Origin of the sequence: Aureimonas sp. AU22 (assembly GCF_001463745.1) — a bacterium.
Taxonomy (GTDB): domain Bacteria; phylum Pseudomonadota; class Alphaproteobacteria; order Rhizobiales; family Rhizobiaceae; genus Aureimonas.
This window is the reverse complement of record NZ_BBWJ01000032.1, coordinates 90,668-108,274: the sequence shown is the minus strand read 5'-3', so window position 1 is coordinate 108,274 and position 17,607 is coordinate 90,668. Positions and strand designations below refer to the sequence as shown.

The window sequence follows — 17,607 nt, the reverse complement described above, 5'->3', positions numbered from 1 at the left end:
CAAGGAGAGCCGCAATGCTCGACCACGCCAACGACCTGACCGCCTTCGACCGCGACCACTTCTTCCACCCCTCGACCCACATGGGCATGCACGCGCGCGGGGAGACGCCGACGCGCGTGATCACCGGGGCCAAGGGCTGCACGATCGTCGATCGCAACGGGCGCAAGAGCCTCGACGCCTTCGCCGGCCTCTACTGCGTCAACGTCGGCTACGGCCGCGAGGAAATCGCGGAGGCGATCGCCGAGCAGGCCCGCAAGCTCCCCTACTACCACGCCTATGTCGGCCACGGCTCGGAGCCCTCGATCCGGCTGGCCAAGATGATCGTCGACCGAGCGCCGGCGGGCATGAGCCGCGTCTATTTCGGTCTTTCGGGCTCGGACGCCAACGAGACCAACATCAAGCTCGTCTGGTATGCCAACAACATCCTCGGCCGGCCGGAAAAGAAGAAGATCATCTCGCGCTGGCGCGGCTATCACGGGTCGGGCGTGATGACGGGATCGCTCACCGGACTGAAGCTCTTCCACAACGCCTTCGACCTTCCGCGCGCGCCGATCCTGCATACGGAAGCGCCCTATTACTTCCGCCGCCCCGACCGCTCCATGGACGAGGAACAGTTCTCGCAGTTCTGCGCCGACAAGCTGGAGGAGACGATCCTCGCCGAGGGTCCCGAGACGGTCGCCGCCATGATCGGCGAGCCCGTGCTCGGCACCGGGGGCATCGTGCCGCCCCCTGCCGGGTACTGGGAGAAGATCCAGGCGGTTCTCCAGCGCTACGACGTGATGCTGATCGCGGACGAGGTCGTCACCGGCTTCGGACGCCTCGGCACGATGTTCGGCTCCGACCATTACGGCATGAGGCCGGACCTCATCACCATCGCCAAGGGTCTGACCTCCGCCTACGCGCCGCTGTCCGGGACGATCGTTTCGGAAAAGCTCTGGAACATCCTCGTCCAGGGATCCGACGAACTCGGGCCCATCGGTCACGGCTGGACCTACTCGGCCCATCCGCTGTGCGCGGCGGCCGGGGTGGCCAATCTCGACCTCATCGACGAGTTGGATCTCCTGGCCAACGTCCGAACGGTCGGCACCCATTTCCGCTCGAGCCTGTCGGCGGCTCTCGGCGGCCACCGCAATGTCGGCGAGGTGCGCGGAGAGGGGCTTCTTGCCGCCGTGGAGTTCGTTGCCGACCGCGACGACCGACGCTTCTTCGACCCCTCGGCCAAGGTCGGTCCCCGCATCTCCGCCGCGCTTCTGGAGCGGGGCGTCATCGCCCGAGCCATGCCCGAAGGCGACATCCTCGGCTTCGCGCCGCCCTTCTGCCTGACGCGGGAGGAAGCCGACACCGTGGTTCAGAAGACCACGGAGGCCGTGGAAGCCGTGATGGCCGAAATGTCCTGAGAGCGTCGGAGGGCATTCGCCCACGTCCCCGCCCCCGGGGAGATCCGCATTCGAAACAGGCGGGTTTCCCGATCGCCGAGCGAGAGCTGCTTGTCTCCGGCAATCGCCCGAAAGCGGACGACAATCGTCGTTCCATGGCTCGAAAGCGCCCACGGGCCGAGGCCTGTCCCCGTTAGATGGCCCGGGTCGCGACGAATGCGTGGTGAGCCGATGTCCGGGGCAGGACCAGCCGACGCTCGGCTCCTCGCAGCCACGAAAAATTCCTCGTCGGCCCACCGCCGACAGGGATCGCACCGGCTTTCAGGGACGCAACGCCTCCAGCACCGCATCCGTCGTGGTCACCACCGCAACGTTGCGCATGGCGAAATCGATGGAGGCGCGGTGCCAATCGGCGTTCATCGTCGAGCAGGCGTCTTCCGGGACGACAATGACGTAGCCTTTGTCAGCACCGGTGCGGGCGGTGTGCTCGATGGACATGTTGGTCCAGGCTCCGGTGTCGATGACGACATCCCGCTTCTCGGACTTCAGGATCGTCTCCAACCGCGTGCCTTCCCACGCGCTCATGCGGTTCTTCTCGACGACATGGTCGCCCGGTCGGGCTTCGAGGCCGGCGACCGGTTCCGCCCCCCAGGAACCGCGCAACATGGCACGCTGCTCGATGGCTCCGGTGAAGAGCGGCGCGTTGCGCGTCATCCCGAGGCCGTTCGCCTCGACGATGAACCAGACATGGACGACGGGTATCCCGAGGTCGCGGCAGCGCTCGGCGAGACGCCGTATGTTTTCTACGGTTCCTTGTTCGCGGCAGTGGGCCGGGGCGCCCGAATCTGCAAACGCACCGCCGTCCGCTACGACGTCGTTCTGCATATCCTGGATGAGGAGGACGCAGCGGGCGGCATCGAGCACGAGATCATCGGTAGCCATGGCGTTCCTTCCAAATGGCGTCGGACACTGGCGAGGGCGCTCGTCAGGGACGCATGTGCGGCTCGAGGCGGGAGCCGATGCGGGTCGTTACGGCAAACAGCGAATGCGTGGCGGCCAGGAACAGCGTGTGTCCGTCGTCATCTCCCCAGCAGAGATTGGCGACCTCTTCGGGGACGCGGACGCGTCCGATGTGCCGCCCCTCGGGATCGAAGATCCAGACACCGCCTGGGCCCGTGACCCAGACGTTGCCGTCCAGGTCGCACTTCATTCCGTCGGGAACGCCGGGCACGTCCGCCTCCTGGATATCGGAGGCGAAGACGCGTCCAGGCCCGAGGAGGCCGTCGGTCCGCATGTCGAAGACCCGGATGTTGGCCTGGACCGTGTCGTTGACGTAGAGACGATCTTCCGACGGAGAGAAGCAAAGGCCGTTCGGTTGGGTGAAGAGGTCGCGCTCGACGAGAAGCTGCGGCTCCCCTCCGCCCGCGGGGATCCTGAACACGCCCTGCCAGCCCAGTTCGCGCGGCCGTTCGACGCCGAAGCCCGGCATTCGCCCGTACCAGGGATCCGAGAAGTAGATCGACCCGTCGGACCGCACGCACAGATCGTTCGGGCTGTTGAGTTCGCGCCCCTCGAAATGGCTGGCGAGGATCTCGCGCGATCCGTCCGGACGCAGGCGGACGACCTGGGATGTCGAATGCTCACACACGAGAAGGTTCAACGCCGCGTCGTAGGCCATGCCGTTGCCTTTGTTGGTTGGCCTGGCGACCTCGACCACGCCGTCTTCCACGCTCCACCGCCGGCGCACATCGCCCGGCATGTCGGAGAAGAGAAGGTGCCGCTCCACCGGATGCCAGACCGGACCCTCGATGAAGTCGAAGCCGGTGCCGAGGCAGCGGAGTTGCGCGGATGGATCGATCAGCCTGCCGAACGCGCCGCTGGGTGTTGCCGGTGTCGTCATGGCTATTTCCGGTTGAGGTCGCCGCGCCCGTAGGCGAGCAGCATGGCGATGATCACGGTGCCGTAGATGATCTGGCGGCCCGCCTCCTCCATCTGCATGACCGAGAGGATCGACTGCAGGAGCGTGATGAGGATGACGCCCGCGATGGTGCCGAGGTAGTTGCCGCGCCCGCCGAGGACGTTCGTCCCGCCGAGAACCACGGCCGCGATGGCCGGCAGGAGATAGCTGTCGCCCATCGCCTGATAGGCCTTGGTCGAGTAGCCCGCGAGAAGGACCCCGGCGAAGGCTGCCGCCGCGCCGGACAGGACGAAGCAGCCGACGATGATGGCGTTCGTATCGACGCCGGACAGGTAGGCCGCCCGCTCCCGGTTGCCGACGGCATAGACCCGCCGGCCGAAGGCGGTGCGGTTGAGGAGGAAGATGACCCCGGCCCCGACAAGGATCCACATGAAGAGCGCGTTGGGAATGCCAAGGATCGGCCGGCCGACGCCAAGGAAGTGCATGGCGTCGGTCGCATGGTCCTGCGGCGCCGAGCCGCCGGTGTGCAGAACCATCAGGCCCTGCACGACCGCATTCATGCCGAGCGTGAAGATCATCGACGGCAGGCGGAGATAGGCGACGCCGAGCCCGTTCACGAGCCCGACCGACGCACCGCAGAGGATGCCGACGGGAATGGCGAGGATCTCGCCGGGCGTGCCGTACCATCCGGCCACCGCCGTCGCCATCATCGCACCGAGTGTCACCGTCCAGGGGATCGAAAGATCGATATGCCCGATGAGGATGACCATCATGGCACCGGAAGCGATGACGCCGAGGAAGGCGCTGATCTGCAACTGTTGGAGCAGGTACTCCGGCGACAGGAACTCGCGCGAGTAGAGTGCTCCGCCTGCCAGAAGCACGACGATGCAGGCGAAGGCGATGAGGACGGACCGGTCGAGGCCGAGGCGAACGAGGCGCGACGGGCCGGCGGCGCGGGGCGCTGTGGCGCTCATGCCAGGATCTCCAGCCGGTTGCGGATGCGAAGGACGCGAAAGGCGCCGAGCGAGATCGCGGCGAGCAGAACGACGCCTTGGAACAGCGGCTGCCACAAGGGATCGAGATCGAAGACGAAGAGAAGATCCTCGATCGTGCGCAGGACGAAGGCGCCGAAGATCGAGCCGATGGCCGACCCCCAGCCGCCGAAGAGCGAAGTGCCGCCGATCACCACGGCGGCGATCGAATTCAGCGTGTAGGTGCCCGCGATCGGTGCCGACGCCTCGCCGGAATAGGTGTTGAACGTCAGCATCAGGCCGCCGATCGAGGCCAGCAATCCCGACAGCGTGTAGGCGAGAAGCTTGGCGCGCTCGACCGGCACCCCGGACATGTAGGCCGCCTGCTCGTTCGATCCGGTGGCGTAGGCGGCGCGCCCGATCACGGAACGTCGGAAGGGGACCCAGACCAGAAGCACCACCGCGAGCAGCACGAGGAGCGCGGCTGGCACGGTGCCGAAGATCTGCCCCGTCAGGAGATCGGCAATGTCCGACTGCACGTCACCGCCCGGACCCGGCCGGACGAGAAGCGCAAGGCCGTAGAAGATCGCTCCCGTCGCGAGCGTGGTGATGATCGGCTGCAGCCGCCCGAAGACGACGATCGCACCGTTGAGGAACCCGGCCACCGCTCCCACGCCGAGAACGACCAGAATGCCGAGAGCCCCTTCCGAAGGCGTTCCGACGACCAGCGTCGAGGCGAGGCAGTTGGCGAGAACGAAGACCATGCCGACGGAGAGATCGAGCCCCCGCGTCAGGACGGGCAGCGTCTGCGCCATCGCGACCAGCGCAAGAAGCACCGCCTTGTTGGCCGCCGTCGTCGCCACCGCCGGCGTCAGCCCGACGGGATGGTTCGCGATGTAGATCGAGAACATCGCGACGAAGAGCGCGATGGCGCCGAGAAGTCCGCGCTGGTGCCGAACGAAGTATCCGAGGTCCGTCATGCCGCGCGCTCCCCGACGTTCAGCGCGGTCTCGATCATCGTCGTCTCGTTCAAACCGTCGCCGGACAGTTCGCGCGCAATTTGGCCGCCATACATGACGAGCACGCGGTCGCAGCAGCCGATCAGTTCGGCATAGTCGGTGGAGTAGAGGAGAACGGCGAGACCTTGCCCGGCAAGATCGCGCAGCAGTCGGTAGATCTCCTGCTTGGTGCCGACGTCGATCCCGCGCGTCGGATCGTTGAGAAGCACGATGCCGGGGCGTGTCATCAGCCACTTCGCGAGGACGACCTTCTGCTGGTTGCCACCGGAAAGGTTGGAGACGGGCGCGCGGAGATCGCCGGCCTTGACCTTCAGACCTTCCACCATCTCCGCGATGGCGGCCGCCTCACGGCTGCGATCGATGGAGAGGCCGCGCTGGAACCGCGACAGAGCGGCGAGGCTCATATTGTCCTCGACGCTCATCGGCAGCATCAGGCCTTCGGTCTTGCGATCCTCCGGGATGAGAGCCAGCGGCAGATCACAGCGCATCGCCGCGCGCGGTCCCGTGAAGCTCACGGGCTTGCCTGCGACCTCGATGGCGCCTGACACGTTCTTCAGAACGCCGAACAGAGCGAGCAGCAATTCGCGCTGGCCCTGGCCGTCGAGGCCGCCGAGACCGACGATCTCTCCCTTTCGGACCTCCAGGGAAACGCTGCGAAGCTCGCGTCCCCAGGACAGGCCGCGGGCCGAAAGTGCGACCGGCGCGTCGCCGGACGGGGCAGGCTTATCGGGGTAGGGATGCGTCACCTCGCGCCCGATCATCATCTGAACGATCTCGTCGACCGAGCGCGCGCCCTTGCGAAAGGTCTCGATATGCCGGCCGTTGCGAAAGACGCTCGCCGCATCGGCGAGATCCTCGATCTCCTTCATCCGATGGGAGACGTAAAGGATCGCGACGCCCTCGCTGCGCAGCCGCCGGATGATGGCGTACACGCGCTTCACGTCCTCGGTCGTCAGGGCCGACGTCGCCTCGTCGAGGATCAGCACCTTCGGCTTCTTGGCGAGCGCCTTCGCGATCTCGACCATCTGCCGACGCGACAGCGGCAGGTTCTTGACCAACTCGCCGGGATGCACGTCCTCGCAGCCGACGAGCGCCAGAAGTTCGCGGGCGCGCCGTCGCTGCGCACGCCCGGAGATCAGGCCGAAGCGACGGGGAGGATCGACGATCGAGAGATTGTCGGCAACCGTCATATCCGGGATCAGCGAGAGTTCCTGGAAGACGCAGACGACGCCGGCCTCCATCGCCTCCGTCGGGTTGCGGAAGCTCACCGTCCGCCCTTCCACAAGGATCTCGCCCTCGCTCGGATCGGTGACGCCCGAGGCGATCTTGATCAGCGTCGACTTTCCCGCGCCGTTCTCGCCGAGCACGGCGTGGATCATGCCGCGGCGCGCGGCGAAGTCGACGCCCGTCAGGGCCGCGACGCCGCCGTATCGCTTGGACACGCCGCGGAACTCGAGGATCGGAACCGCTTCGAAGTCCGCGGGCGAGGACATCGTGTCCGGATCCGCGTTGGACAAGATGGAGAGATCGCGCAACGAAGACGCCCTTTCCGACAAAGGTCGTGGAACGGCGACCGGCGGCAGCAGGGAGCGACCGCCGGTCCGGACTTGCTGCGGCCGAGCCTATTGGTTGGCCTGGCTCTGTCCCATGATCTCCTGCGCGGTGAAGTTGATGCCGCAGGTCGGAAAGGAATTGCCGACGAAGAAGTTGTCGGTCTCCTTGGAGTAGAAGTTCTCGCCGTCCTTGAAGTCGGGGTCGGACACGATCGACAGCGGCAAGGCTATCGACTGCGGTACGACCTGTCCGTCGAGCGCAGCGAGCGCGGTCTTCATCGCGACGGCGACCTGGGCCGGACCGCTGCCGGCCGACGTGCACTTCAACCCGTCCTTGGAATGCTCCGCGCAAAGCTTGCGGAAACCGTTCTCCGTCTCGCCGCCGACCGGCACGAAGGGATGGCCGGCGTCGATCATGGCGCGGACCGTCCCGGTCGAGCCGCCCTGGACGGACACGCCATCGAACTTCTTGTGGACCGCGATCGCGTCGGCAACGACCTTCTGAGCGGTGCCGTCGTCCCAGCGTCCGACGACCTCGACGCTCTCCCATGGGCCCGGCGAGGCGGCGAGCACCTCCTGAATACCATCGTGCCGGTCGCGGTCGACCGAGGTGCCGGTCACGCCGCGCACTTCCAGGAGCTTGCCCTTGCCGCCGGGCACGTTCTTCACCAGCCACTCGCCCCAGAGCTTGCCGAGGCCCTTCTGGTCGACGTTGACGTTGATCGCCTCGTCGGTGTCCAGCGTGTTGTCGAAGGCGACCAACACCACGCCGGCCGCCTTGGCCCGCTTGATCACGGGCTTGAAGGCCGTCGGGTTCTGCGCGTTGACGATAACGGCATCGTAGCCGGAGTTGATGAAGTTATCGACGGCGGCGATCTGAGCCGCGACGTCGTCCCCCGTCGACACCACCTTGAATTCCTTCAGCTTGGCCTTCACCTCCGGCTGCTCGGCATAGGCCTTCGCAGTCTGCACCATCTGGATGCGCCAGGTATTGCCGATGAAGCCGTTGGCGAGCGCGATGCGATAGGGCCCTTCCTTCTTCGCATACTGGAAGAACTTCGTCTCGGCGGTCAGCGGCTTGTAGCATTCGGGATCGGCGCTCGGACCGGAGACGATCTCGGGACCGGCAGCCCGGGCCCCGGCCGTGATGGCCAGCACGGCCGCGGTCGTTGCGAAGGCTGCGACGAGACCGACGGCGCATCGGTTCTTCAAGGCTGTGAGCTGGATTGTCATGTGATGGTTCCTCCCCAGGATACGATCAAACGATCCCCATCGCCTTTACCCTTGGGACAACGGGGCTGTCTTCCAAGACCAGTCACTCAGCGCACACGCATCGACCGCAGCCTGCCGGACACCTCGGAACGAGCTTCGAGGCCGCCTCCCAGCCCTCCTCGAAAACTTAGACAAGCTTATTAGGATACGACTCTTGTCGAAGCGGCAAGGGAATTTCTACTGTTCCCCCCCGCACTCTATTTGCATTGGTTGAGGTCAAGGACGCAGACTGCCCGCACACCTGGCAAGCCACGCGCCGCCAAGATAAAGTCCGGTCAATCCGCAGATATCGGGTGATTATCGGTCACGATCACTCGAATTATACTTATCGAGAAGATATTTCTTTGTTTCTTAACATCTCCTGAAAAATACAGTAAACATTCTTGTTAGTACGATTTCCTATTTTTAGTCCATAAATAAACAACAATAGCGAAAATAGCAGATGGCACTCATGGGCCGGCCACGGCCAACAGCTGAAATGCAGCCGGCCCATCCGGTCCGATATCAAGCCATTGCGATGGAGAACCGGAGGAGAGCAGGTTCGCGTCCATGGCGACCGGATGGAGACCGTCAATCTTGGCAATGCGTTGGTGGGGTCCCCTACCGCGCGTTGGCGATTTCCCGCCCCCGCCAAGCCCGAGGCCGACCGATCGGAGCCGCCGTCGGCAGCACGGGCTCCATCGACGCCCTTCGACGGCGGTCGGATCGCCCGAAGGGCGCTCCTTGCACGGCGCTCGGGCGGCTGGCGTCCGCGTGCCCGTCTCCAAGAGCCCTCCGATCATCTCCACGGAGTCGGTCGGACGCCGGCCACTCGTCCCCTTCACGAGGGGCCCTGAAATCTCAGGACGCCATAACGCTCGACTGCGCAGCGAAGTGAGCCCCACCCAGTGATCGCCCAGCCCGCGGCTCTTCCAAAGCCAGCCGCAGATGGTCGGCGACACGCAGGCATAGCGACTGCAGGAAGAATGTCTGCTGAAGCACCGACCCAAAGGCTGCCTGCCAGGACGGCGCTCCGTCCGGCGGCACCTGCAGATGCGCCTTCGACACCAGCTTTGCGAACGCGGTGACGACCTCGCGTCCCCGCCGTTCCGCCACGTCAGATCCACCCAACACCACGAGGAGATCGGCGGGCTCCAGCATGAAGTTCATGCCGTGCACGAAGTTTTCCGTTTCGGCGGCGATGGCGACGAGACCGCCGGCCTCATGGAACTTCGCAGCGCCGTACTCCGCCGTTCCCAATCCCGGGCCGGCGCCCAGAAGGAAAAGTCGGCTTTCATTCTGCCACGACGCAGCGACTCCGGACGCTTCGGTCTCGGCGTCTGTCAAAGACATCGGCAATCCGTGCAGGACCGAGCGGGTAGCGTCGGACGGAAGGCGAGCGAAACTCCTTGCGATCTCCACCAGCGCAAGGAGCGTGACAGCGTAGTCGAGCGTATGCGGCGTCTTTCGGCTCAAGGGCTTGAACGGCAACACAACTGTCTGGTCGGCAAGCGCGGCAAGCGCACTTTCGCCGTTGCAGGTAACGCCGATGACGCGCGCGCCCCGCTCGCTCGCCGCTCGCGCCGCTTCGATGCTGCGCTTGGTTCCTCCCGATATCGACGACAGGATGATCGTGTCGCTGGGGTCGAGATCGACGAAGCCGACGAGATCCATGGAGCTGCAGGCAGCGATCGGCGTTCCCATTCTGCGGAACACGCCGGCCAATGCCTTCGGAGCGAAAGCGGAGTCGCCGCAGCCACCGGCGAAGATACGCCCGCTCGGCCGGGGCAGCCCATCGCAGATCTGTGCCAGTTCGGACTGGATCGATAGGAGCAGTTCGGGTTGCGCGGCGATCTCGCGCGCCATCATCTCGTTCATATTGCCGACCCGTCATTGAGTTTGAAGGCGCTGCGCCCAAGGGCCCATATCGCAGCCGGAGGGACGGGACCGAACTCCGTCAGGAGGGCGCTCGTCAGTGCCGCGGGTATGACGTCGAGTTCGGGCGCGCGCGTGTCGACGCGCCCTGCGCCTGAGATCGCCATGCCGTCCGTCAGAACCTTGTCATAGGAGCGTGTCGCGGGGGCCGGTCGGTGACCGTCGTAGCTGCGTGTGTCGAGCTTGAGGAGATCCGTCGCACCGAAGATCTCGACACCCATCCCCTGTGCCAGCCGTGCGATCATCCGGCTGCCGATCGTATTCAAAAAGCTGCCGTCGCAGCGAAGGGTCTCGACACCGAACAAGGCCGCATCACAACGCTCCAATCCATATTCGATCGCCGCGTCCGGGATGAACCGGACGTCGATGCCGGCTGGCAGGAACTCTTCGAGGTAGCGTACGCCGCCCGCGATGGCGCGACTCTCGGGAACGACGACCTGAAGACCCGGATCGAGCCTGGCCAATTCGATCACCACAGCCGATACCGTGCTCGAGTAGTCGAAAGCCATGATGCCGCGCTTGCCGACGAGATGGCGCGTGGCGGCTTGAACGAGGCGCTCCTTTCGGGCCTTGGCTGCACGGCTCCAGTCCAGCACCCTCTGCTTCAGAAGGTCGGCCTGCGCGTCCGGAGCGACCTCGTCCAGCCCGGCAAGCAGAAGGGTGAGGCTGTTGCCGATGACAGGTGTATCCTGCCCACGCGTGCGCGCGATGAAGGCAGCAACCAGACGGGCGCGTTGCAGCCCCTCGCTTCCCTGCCCGATGAGGTGCAGGATCAGCTGATTGCCGAGCTCCACATGCCGGCTGGCGCCCAGCACCCCTTCGTCCACGATCTGCCACAGGAAGTGCATCGTTTGCTCGTCGGGCGCGGAAAGCCCGGCTTGCCGAACCTCGTTCAGGTGTTCGAAACGTCGCTCAGGCACGAGCAGCTCCCTTGACTTCAAAACCATGCTTGTCGGATCGAGACGTCCGCCGGCTCGCCAGGAAATCGTCCAACTCGCCGCGGATCGGCATGCCTGCCTGGGCGCCCATCCGACGCGTGGACAAAGCGGCGGCCGCGTTGGCAAAACGCAGCCGTTCGTCGCCGGCGATCCCCGACAAGCCCGCGACCAGATAGGCCCCGGCGAAGCAATCTCCGGCACCGGTCGTATCCACGGAATCGATGGCAAAACCGGGCACGAAATCGCTTCCCGCCGCGGTCAGACGACGGCACCCCTCTGCGCCGAGCGTCACGACGATCTCGCCGGCGGGACGCAGACGATCTGGCTCGAGCGATTCTCCCAGAACCCCGCGCACGGCGTCATATGCTTCTCGGTTGAGGAACAGCGTATCGACGAGGGGCAGGACGGTCCGCAGGAGAGAAGGATTGCGCGCGATATCGGGGGGTTCGAGATCCATCGAAGTCGACATGCCTCGCTCGATCGCCATCCGCAGGGCGGCCAGAGACAATTCCGGCGAGCCGTACGTCACGTGCACATGGCGCACGTCCTCGAAGGCTTCCGGAACGAGATCGGAAACGCGAGGAAGATAGGCGTCCGTTTCCAGCCTGATGAGGGATTTCTCGCCGGCCGGGGACAGGAGCACGATGCACATGAACGTCGGCGCGTCGCCCCGCCAAGCGAGGAAGTCGAGATCAACCCCATCGTGCTTGAGGCACTCCTGCGCGAAGCCGCCAGCCGGATCGGCGCCGACAGCCGAGATCAGACGGCTCCTGAGACCGAGCCGGGAAACCGCGACGGCGCAGTTGGCGGCCATTCCCCCCGCTTTCTGCCCATGATTGAACCCGGCGACCTTCTGGTCGAAACCCGGGATCTCGGGAACCGAGACGAACAGGTCGACGTCGAGGTCCCCGATGCAAAGCACATCGATAGCCGACATTCAGATCTTTCTGCGCTTGGGCAACGGCAAGCCCGCCACACTCGACACCGAGGCGATCAGAAGCAGGCCAATCACTCCCAGCTGCCACGCGGCGGATATGTTGGCCAGTTGCAGACCGATCTGGAGAGTGGTGACGACAAGGATCGCCACGATCGTTCCCGGGATGCCTCCGGTGCCTCCGAAGATGTGGGTTCCGCCGAGAACGGCGATGGTCACGGCCAGCAGCTCCATGCCCTTGCCCGCGTCGGGACGCGCAGCCAGAAACCATGAAAGCGCGATGATGCTACCCAGCGCCGAAAGGAAACCGGACAGCACATACAGTCCGACGCGTATCCGCACCACGTTCAGCCCGGACAGATGGGCTGCTCGATCGTCGTTCCCGGCCGCGATGATATGGCGTCCAATCGTTGTGCGCGTCAGCATGACGTGCAGTATCGCCGCAACGGGAAGGAGCACGAACAGAAAGGCGTTGGGCAGCCCAAGCGTGCGGCCCTGCCCGAGCCATGCGAACTCGGCGGGGAAGCCTCCGATCGGACGACCGGCCGTGGTGGCCAGCGCAAGCCCGCCGAAGGCGAACATGGTCGCCAGGGTCGCCATCAACGAGGGGATGCGCAGGACGTTGACCAACAATCCGTTGACGAGACCAAGAACCGCGCCAAACGCCAGTCCGATCGCGCAGGCCGGCCAGATATCGACGCCGATCGAGAACAACGCGCCGACAGCGACGCTGACCAGAGACACGATCGAGCCGACGGACAGATCGATCCCTGGCCCGCCGGCCAGAATCACCAGTGTCTGACCAAGCCCGAGCAGACCCAGGATCGGCACATACTGCAGCAGATACGGTACGGTACTCGCCTGCAGGAAGTAGGGCGACAGGACGCTCATCACCCCGATCGACACGATCAGGAGAGCCACCAGAAGAAGCAGCCGAGCCTTGAGGGGGTCGGATGCGCGAAGGCCGAAATTGCGAGCGGTCATTGCGCCCTCGGATTGTTGCGGTTGCGGAGTGCGTCGGCGGTGAGGACGACCACGAGCAGCGAGCCGATGATCACGGTTTCCCACAGCGAGGAGATGCCGGTGAGAACGAGACCGTTCTGCATGATGCGAATGAAGGCAACGCCCAGAAGTGTGCCAAGCAGGCTGCCGACGCCGCCGCGGATATTGGTCCCGCCCAGGATGGTCGCGGCGATGGCCTCCAGAGCGATCGTGGTTCCGATGTTGATCTCCACGTTGCGAAGCCGGGCCACATAGAGAAGCGCCGCAAGACCCGCCAGGAAGCCGAGGAAGGCGTAGGTCAGGATCCGGGTGCGATCGACGTTGATACCGACGAGCCGCGCGGACTGTTCGCTGCAACCGATCGCATAGACGTGGTTGCCGAACGGGATCTTGCGCAGGACGATCCAGGCCGCGAGATAGACGGCAGCGATCACGATCGCGGAGGCAGGAACGAAGCCGATCCATCCGTTGACCAGAGGCGACAGCGTGCCCGGCAGTCCCGAGATCCAGGCACCGCCGATCACAAGGAACATGATGGCGGAAAAGACGTACATGCTGCCGAGCGTCGCAATGATCGCCGGCACCTTGAGCTTGGTGATGATCAAGCCGTTGAAGGCACCCAAGGTCGTGCCTGCGAAAAGCCCGAGCGGCGCGACGAGGTAGGCCGGCAGCCCAGCCTGATAGGACTTGCCGATCACGATGGCGGACACCGCCAGGATGCCGCCGACGCTGACGTCGATCCCGCCCATGATGATGACGAGGGTCATTCCCGCTGCGACGATCGACAGCTCGAGCCCCGCGCGCAACGTCTGGACAAGGTTGTTCACGGTCAGAAAGTACGGCGAGGCGATCGTGAAGACGGCGCCGACGACCAGGATCGCAACCAGAAGCGCCATCTCACGGGAAGCCGTCGGCGATACCAGACGCAGGGTTGGGCGCGGATCCGCCACAGATGTCATGAATAGCCTCGAAGTTTTGTCGTGACCGACGCTGCGGGAACGGTCACGGATGCGCAGACCTGCGACCATGAGCCGGGCGTCCCAGGACGGAACACCCGGCTCGTCGGCTCAGAAGTCGAACTGCTCGATGTTCTCCTTGGTGAACACCGCCGGGGCACCGAGGAGCAGGGTCTTCTCGTCCGGCATCCAACGCACTTTGGCATCGAGCCCTTCGACCGACGGCTCGGCCTCGAACGGCTTTCCATCGGCCACCTGCTTGCCGGCCCAGACCGTGAGGTAGCCGAGATCGGCCGGGTTCCACAGCACGGAATACGTCATGGCATCGCTGAGGACATAATCCTTCACGGTATTGGGCGAGCAGAATCCGGTCGTGACGATCTGGCCCTGACGTCCCGCAGCTTCCACGGCCTGGCCGATCCCCGGGCACGTCGTGGAAGCGATGCCGATGATGCCGCCAAGATCGGGGTTTCGGGTCATCGCATCCGTGGCAAACTGGAATGCGCGCGCGGCGGTGCCGTCCGTGTGGTCGACGGACACGATCTCGAGTTCGGGATACTGGGTTTCGGCGCGCTCGCGGATCGCCGCGATCCAGGCGTTGAGGCTGGCGATGGTCGGCGCATCGGAAATGATCGCGATCTTCGCGTTCGGGCTGGTGCGCTTCACCATTTCATCGAGGATGGTGTAGCCGAGATCGCGGTCGAGCGCCTGAGCGACATAGAACTCGCGCTCGCTTCCAGCGGCATCGGCATCCGATGTGATCACATGGACGCCTGCGGCCCGCGCTTTGGCGATGGCGGGCTTCAGGGTCTCCACATCCACCGGCGACACACCGATGACGTCGACGCCCTGGTTGACGAAGCTTTCGAAGATGCGCAGCTGGTCGGCGGAATTCGTGCTGGTCGGGCCTTGCTGCGTGTAATCCACGTCGAACGCAGCGGCGGCCTTCGCGGCGCCCTGCTCCATGGCCACGTAGTAAGGAATGCCCTGGATTTGAGGCACGAAGGCGACACGGGTCTTTTCCTGCGCCAGCGCGCCCGTGGCGAATGCGGCTGCAGCAAGCAGACCCATCGTGAACGTCGTGAATGCGGATTTCATGACTGCTACCTCTGCTCTCGTTGTTGAACTGGCTAACGCAGGGCCAACCGCCCTTCTGGTCCTCAGGACGCGACGGCCCGCACCTCATGCGCCCCGGTGATGAGGCCAATGATTTCCTGCGGCGTGGTCTGCCTGGTTTCGCGCACGGCGATGCAGCGCCCGTGACGCATCACCGAGATCCGATCCGAGACCTCGAACACGTCCTGAATGTTGTGGGAGATGAGCACCACCGACTTCTTCTGCTCCCGCAGGCGCTTGATGAAGTCGAGCACCTTGCGGACCTCGGCGACGGCAAGCGCGGCCGTGGGTTCGTCCATGATGATCAGCCGGGCGTCCATGTTGAGAGCACGCGCGATGGCGACCCCCTGACGCTGCCCTCCGGACATCGACTCCACCCAGGAGTCGATGCTGGGAACGTGGACGTCCAGCTGATGCAGAAGTTCGCTCGTCCGCTTGCGCATGGCGGCGCGATCGAGAAACGGAATGCCGAGGACAGGTCGCTTGATCTCTCGGCCGAGGAAGATGTTGTCGGCCACCGTCATCTTTCCCGCCAGCGCCAGTTCCTGGTAGATGGTAGCGATCCCGCTTTCCCAGGCCTCCTGGGGCGACCGGAAGCGGACTTGCCGCCCTTCCATCTCGATCGTACCTTCGTCCGGCGCATGGGCTCCCGACATGGTCTTGATGAGGGTCGACTTGCCGGCACCGTTGTCGCCGACGAGCGCCATCACCTCGCCGCCCGCTACGGCGAAGTCCACATGGTCGAGGGCGGTCAATCCGCCGAAGCGCTTGACGATGCCGGACATTCTGAAAACCATTGCTCGATCCTTGTGTCGTCTTCGGCAGTTGCTCAGGACGCGCGTCGAAGCGGCCTGTCGGCAAGGCTGGCCAGGAGATCCTCGTGCGAGGCCACGGCGCCCTGAGCGCCTTCCGCGGTCGTCGTCAGACTGCCCGCCGCGGCGGCAAAGCGAGCGGCGGCCTCCAGGCTGGCGCCGTTGAGCCAGTAGGCGAGGAAGACGCCGGCAAAGCTGTCGCCCGCCCCCGTGGCGTCGATGACGCGAACCGGCAGCGCGGCCGCACGGACCGGAGCGCTCCCTTCTGCCGGAAACACGACGGCACCGGACGGGCCGAGCGTCAAGACGAAGTGCCCACGCGCTTTCATCTTCGAAAGCCGATCCGCGACTGCGTGCGGCAGCTCCTCGTCGGACATGCGAAAGTCGAAGATCTCGCGGATCAAGGCATGCCCGGCAAAGGTCACGTCGCATCGGGCGACGATATCCATGAACCCTTCGGGCGTTCTGGCACTCGCAGGCAGTCCGGCGGAATGCAGGGTGATCTTCCATCCCGCCTGTCGAAAGCGCTCGATGGATTCGTGCATCCGTTCGTAGTGGTAGCCTTCGATATGAAGGCAACGCGGCCGCTCTTCGGGAGCGAGCCGGACATGGTCCGCCAGATCCACGTCCGAGAGTTCGAAAGGCTCGTTCACGATGGTTCGGCTGCCGTTCGGTTCGATGAAAACGATGCAGCGCGACAGACGATTGTTGACGGGACGGCGGATCGGGAAGGCATGTACGCCCTTGCGCGCCAGTTCGCCCAAGGCCCAGTCGCTATCGGGATCGTCGCCGAGAGCCGTCGCAAGCTCGACGTCCATTCCGAACGTTCCGTTCGAGCCGATACCGGCCGCGGCAACCGCCAGGTTCGCCGCCGGCCCGCCCAAAGCCTTCTCGATACGCTGAGCGGTCACCCGGTCATCGCGGTGCGGCAGAACGTCAACGCGGCACATGTAGTCCACGCTGATGTACCCGACGACGACGAGGCGCGGCATCGTCGAACGATGCTCGCTCACCCGAAGAACACCGCCCAGGGAAAGGGCGCGGGCGAACGTGCTTCTGCGGTAGGCTAGATCCTGGACAGCCTGATCGATACGCGACTTGGTCTCCGGGCGAACGTTCGCCGTGCCGTTGAGGTAGTTCGAGACCGTCCCGACGGACACGCGAGCCGTCCTGGCGACATCGGCAATCGTGGGTCTGCGCCGATCCATCTTTCCACCCAAATGCCAGGAGCCTTCAATCTTCTCGATTGAAGCGCTTCAAGATGAACATACGATTTTGCTGCGTGCAAGCGGATATTTTCCCCAAAATCAGGAAATAACTGCTCAATCTCGCGCCGTTTTATTGAATATCTTCAATTATGTTGCGTTGCAAAATCGTCGGCAGTTGGGCTTGGTCGCCTGTTCGAGCACAGGCCAGAGCAACACCCATCATGGGCAGCCAACCCGAAAGAGTTGAGCGGCTGGCGTTCGGCAGATCCCGTGAAGGTATTCGATGCCCCGGGATTTCGGCGTGTGGCCGCCAGTGTACGCCACCCCAACGCTTTCTGGCGCGCAGCAGGGTCTGGGACTGGTTCCGCCGCTTCCGTAACGAGCCTGCTCGAAGGTCTTGGCCATCAGGTCGATCCCGGCCGATCTGGAGCGATTCAGCCGCCAAGCTTCGCCCATCGCGGTGGGGCATGGACAGACGGACGGCCCGGACCGTCAAGAGCGGCGGGCCACGCGGTCGCAACGGTGCCAAGCGGATCGTCGGCCGCACATGCCATGTGCCGGTCTATACCGACGGTCGATTGCGCACGGCCGTCGTTGGCGCGGCGTCGGTCCAGACCT

At 64.8% G+C, this 17,607-nt stretch carries 13 protein-coding genes and 1 pseudogene; 1 reads left to right on the top strand and 13 read right to left on the bottom strand.

Annotated features, from left to right (window positions below; genetic code table 11):
* The first annotated feature begins 14 nt into the window (after positions 1-14).
* Entirely contained in the window at positions 15-1,397 is a 1,383-nt protein-coding gene (locus AUL34_RS11155) for an aspartate aminotransferase family protein (protein ID WP_061933785.1), read from the top strand.
* Positions 1,398-1,697: 300 nt separating this feature from the next.
* Here AUL34_RS11155 and AUL34_RS11150 read toward each other — a convergent pair.
* From AUL34_RS11150 to AUL34_RS11090, 13 genes and pseudogenes are all read right to left on the bottom strand, one after another.
* Positions 1,698-3,276: pseudogene (locus AUL34_RS11150) on the bottom strand (isochorismatase family protein).
* 2 nt (positions 3,277-3,278) lie between these two features.
* Positions 3,279-4,268, bottom strand: coding sequence for an ABC transporter permease (locus tag AUL34_RS11145; RefSeq protein WP_061933784.1), 990 nt, complete (start codon positions 4,266-4,268; stop codon positions 3,279-3,281).
* Complete coding sequence (locus tag AUL34_RS11140; RefSeq protein ID WP_061933783.1) at positions 4,265-5,245, bottom strand: ABC transporter permease; 981 nt, start codon at positions 5,243-5,245, stop codon at positions 4,265-4,267. Before AUL34_RS11140 ends, AUL34_RS11145 begins: the two co-directional genes overlap by 4 nt.
* Complete coding sequence (locus tag AUL34_RS11135) at positions 5,242-6,777, bottom strand: sugar ABC transporter ATP-binding protein (protein WP_061933915.1); 1,536 nt, start codon at positions 6,775-6,777, stop codon at positions 5,242-5,244. Before AUL34_RS11135 ends, AUL34_RS11140 begins: the two co-directional genes overlap by 4 nt.
* Before the next feature lie 129 nt (positions 6,778-6,906).
* On the bottom strand, positions 6,907-8,070 hold the full coding sequence (locus AUL34_RS11130; protein ID WP_082653311.1) for a sugar ABC transporter substrate-binding protein: 1,164 nt from the start codon (positions 8,068-8,070) through the stop codon (positions 6,907-6,909).
* A gap of 879 nt (positions 8,071-8,949) precedes the next feature.
* Positions 8,950-9,966, bottom strand: a complete 1,017-nt coding sequence (locus AUL34_RS11125) for an SIS domain-containing protein (protein WP_061933782.1) — start codon at positions 9,964-9,966, stop codon at positions 8,950-8,952.
* The gene (locus AUL34_RS11120) at positions 9,963-10,943 is read right to left on the bottom strand and encodes a hypothetical protein (protein WP_061933781.1); all 981 of its coding nucleotides are present in this window, start codon (positions 10,941-10,943) and stop codon (positions 9,963-9,965) included. The genes AUL34_RS11125 and AUL34_RS11120 overlap by 4 nt, the downstream gene beginning before the upstream one ends.
* Positions 10,936-11,898, bottom strand: a complete 963-nt coding sequence (locus tag AUL34_RS11115; protein ID WP_061933780.1) for a carbohydrate kinase family protein — start codon at positions 11,896-11,898, stop codon at positions 10,936-10,938. The genes AUL34_RS11120 and AUL34_RS11115 overlap by 8 nt, the downstream gene beginning before the upstream one ends.
* On the bottom strand, positions 11,899-12,879 hold the full coding sequence (locus AUL34_RS11110; RefSeq protein ID WP_061933779.1) for an ABC transporter permease: 981 nt from the start codon (positions 12,877-12,879) through the stop codon (positions 11,899-11,901). It lies immediately after the preceding gene.
* The gene (locus tag AUL34_RS11105; protein WP_192845732.1) at positions 12,876-13,793 is read right to left on the bottom strand and encodes an ABC transporter permease; all 918 of its coding nucleotides are present in this window, start codon (positions 13,791-13,793) and stop codon (positions 12,876-12,878) included. The genes AUL34_RS11110 and AUL34_RS11105 overlap by 4 nt, the downstream gene beginning before the upstream one ends.
* 171 nt (positions 13,794-13,964) lie before the next feature.
* Positions 13,965-14,951 carry an autoinducer 2 ABC transporter substrate-binding protein gene (locus tag AUL34_RS11100; protein WP_082653309.1) on the bottom strand — a complete coding sequence of 329 codons (987 nt, stop codon included), beginning with the start codon at positions 14,949-14,951 and terminating at the stop codon, positions 13,965-13,967.
* Between the two features lie 62 nt (positions 14,952-15,013).
* The gene (locus tag AUL34_RS11095; protein WP_061933777.1) at positions 15,014-15,766 is read right to left on the bottom strand and encodes an ATP-binding cassette domain-containing protein; all 753 of its coding nucleotides are present in this window, start codon (positions 15,764-15,766) and stop codon (positions 15,014-15,016) included.
* 32 nt (positions 15,767-15,798) lie between these two features.
* Entirely contained in the window at positions 15,799-16,989 is a 1,191-nt protein-coding gene (locus AUL34_RS11090) for a carbohydrate kinase family protein (protein WP_061933776.1), read from the bottom strand.
* Positions 16,990-17,607: the final 618 nt, after the last annotated feature.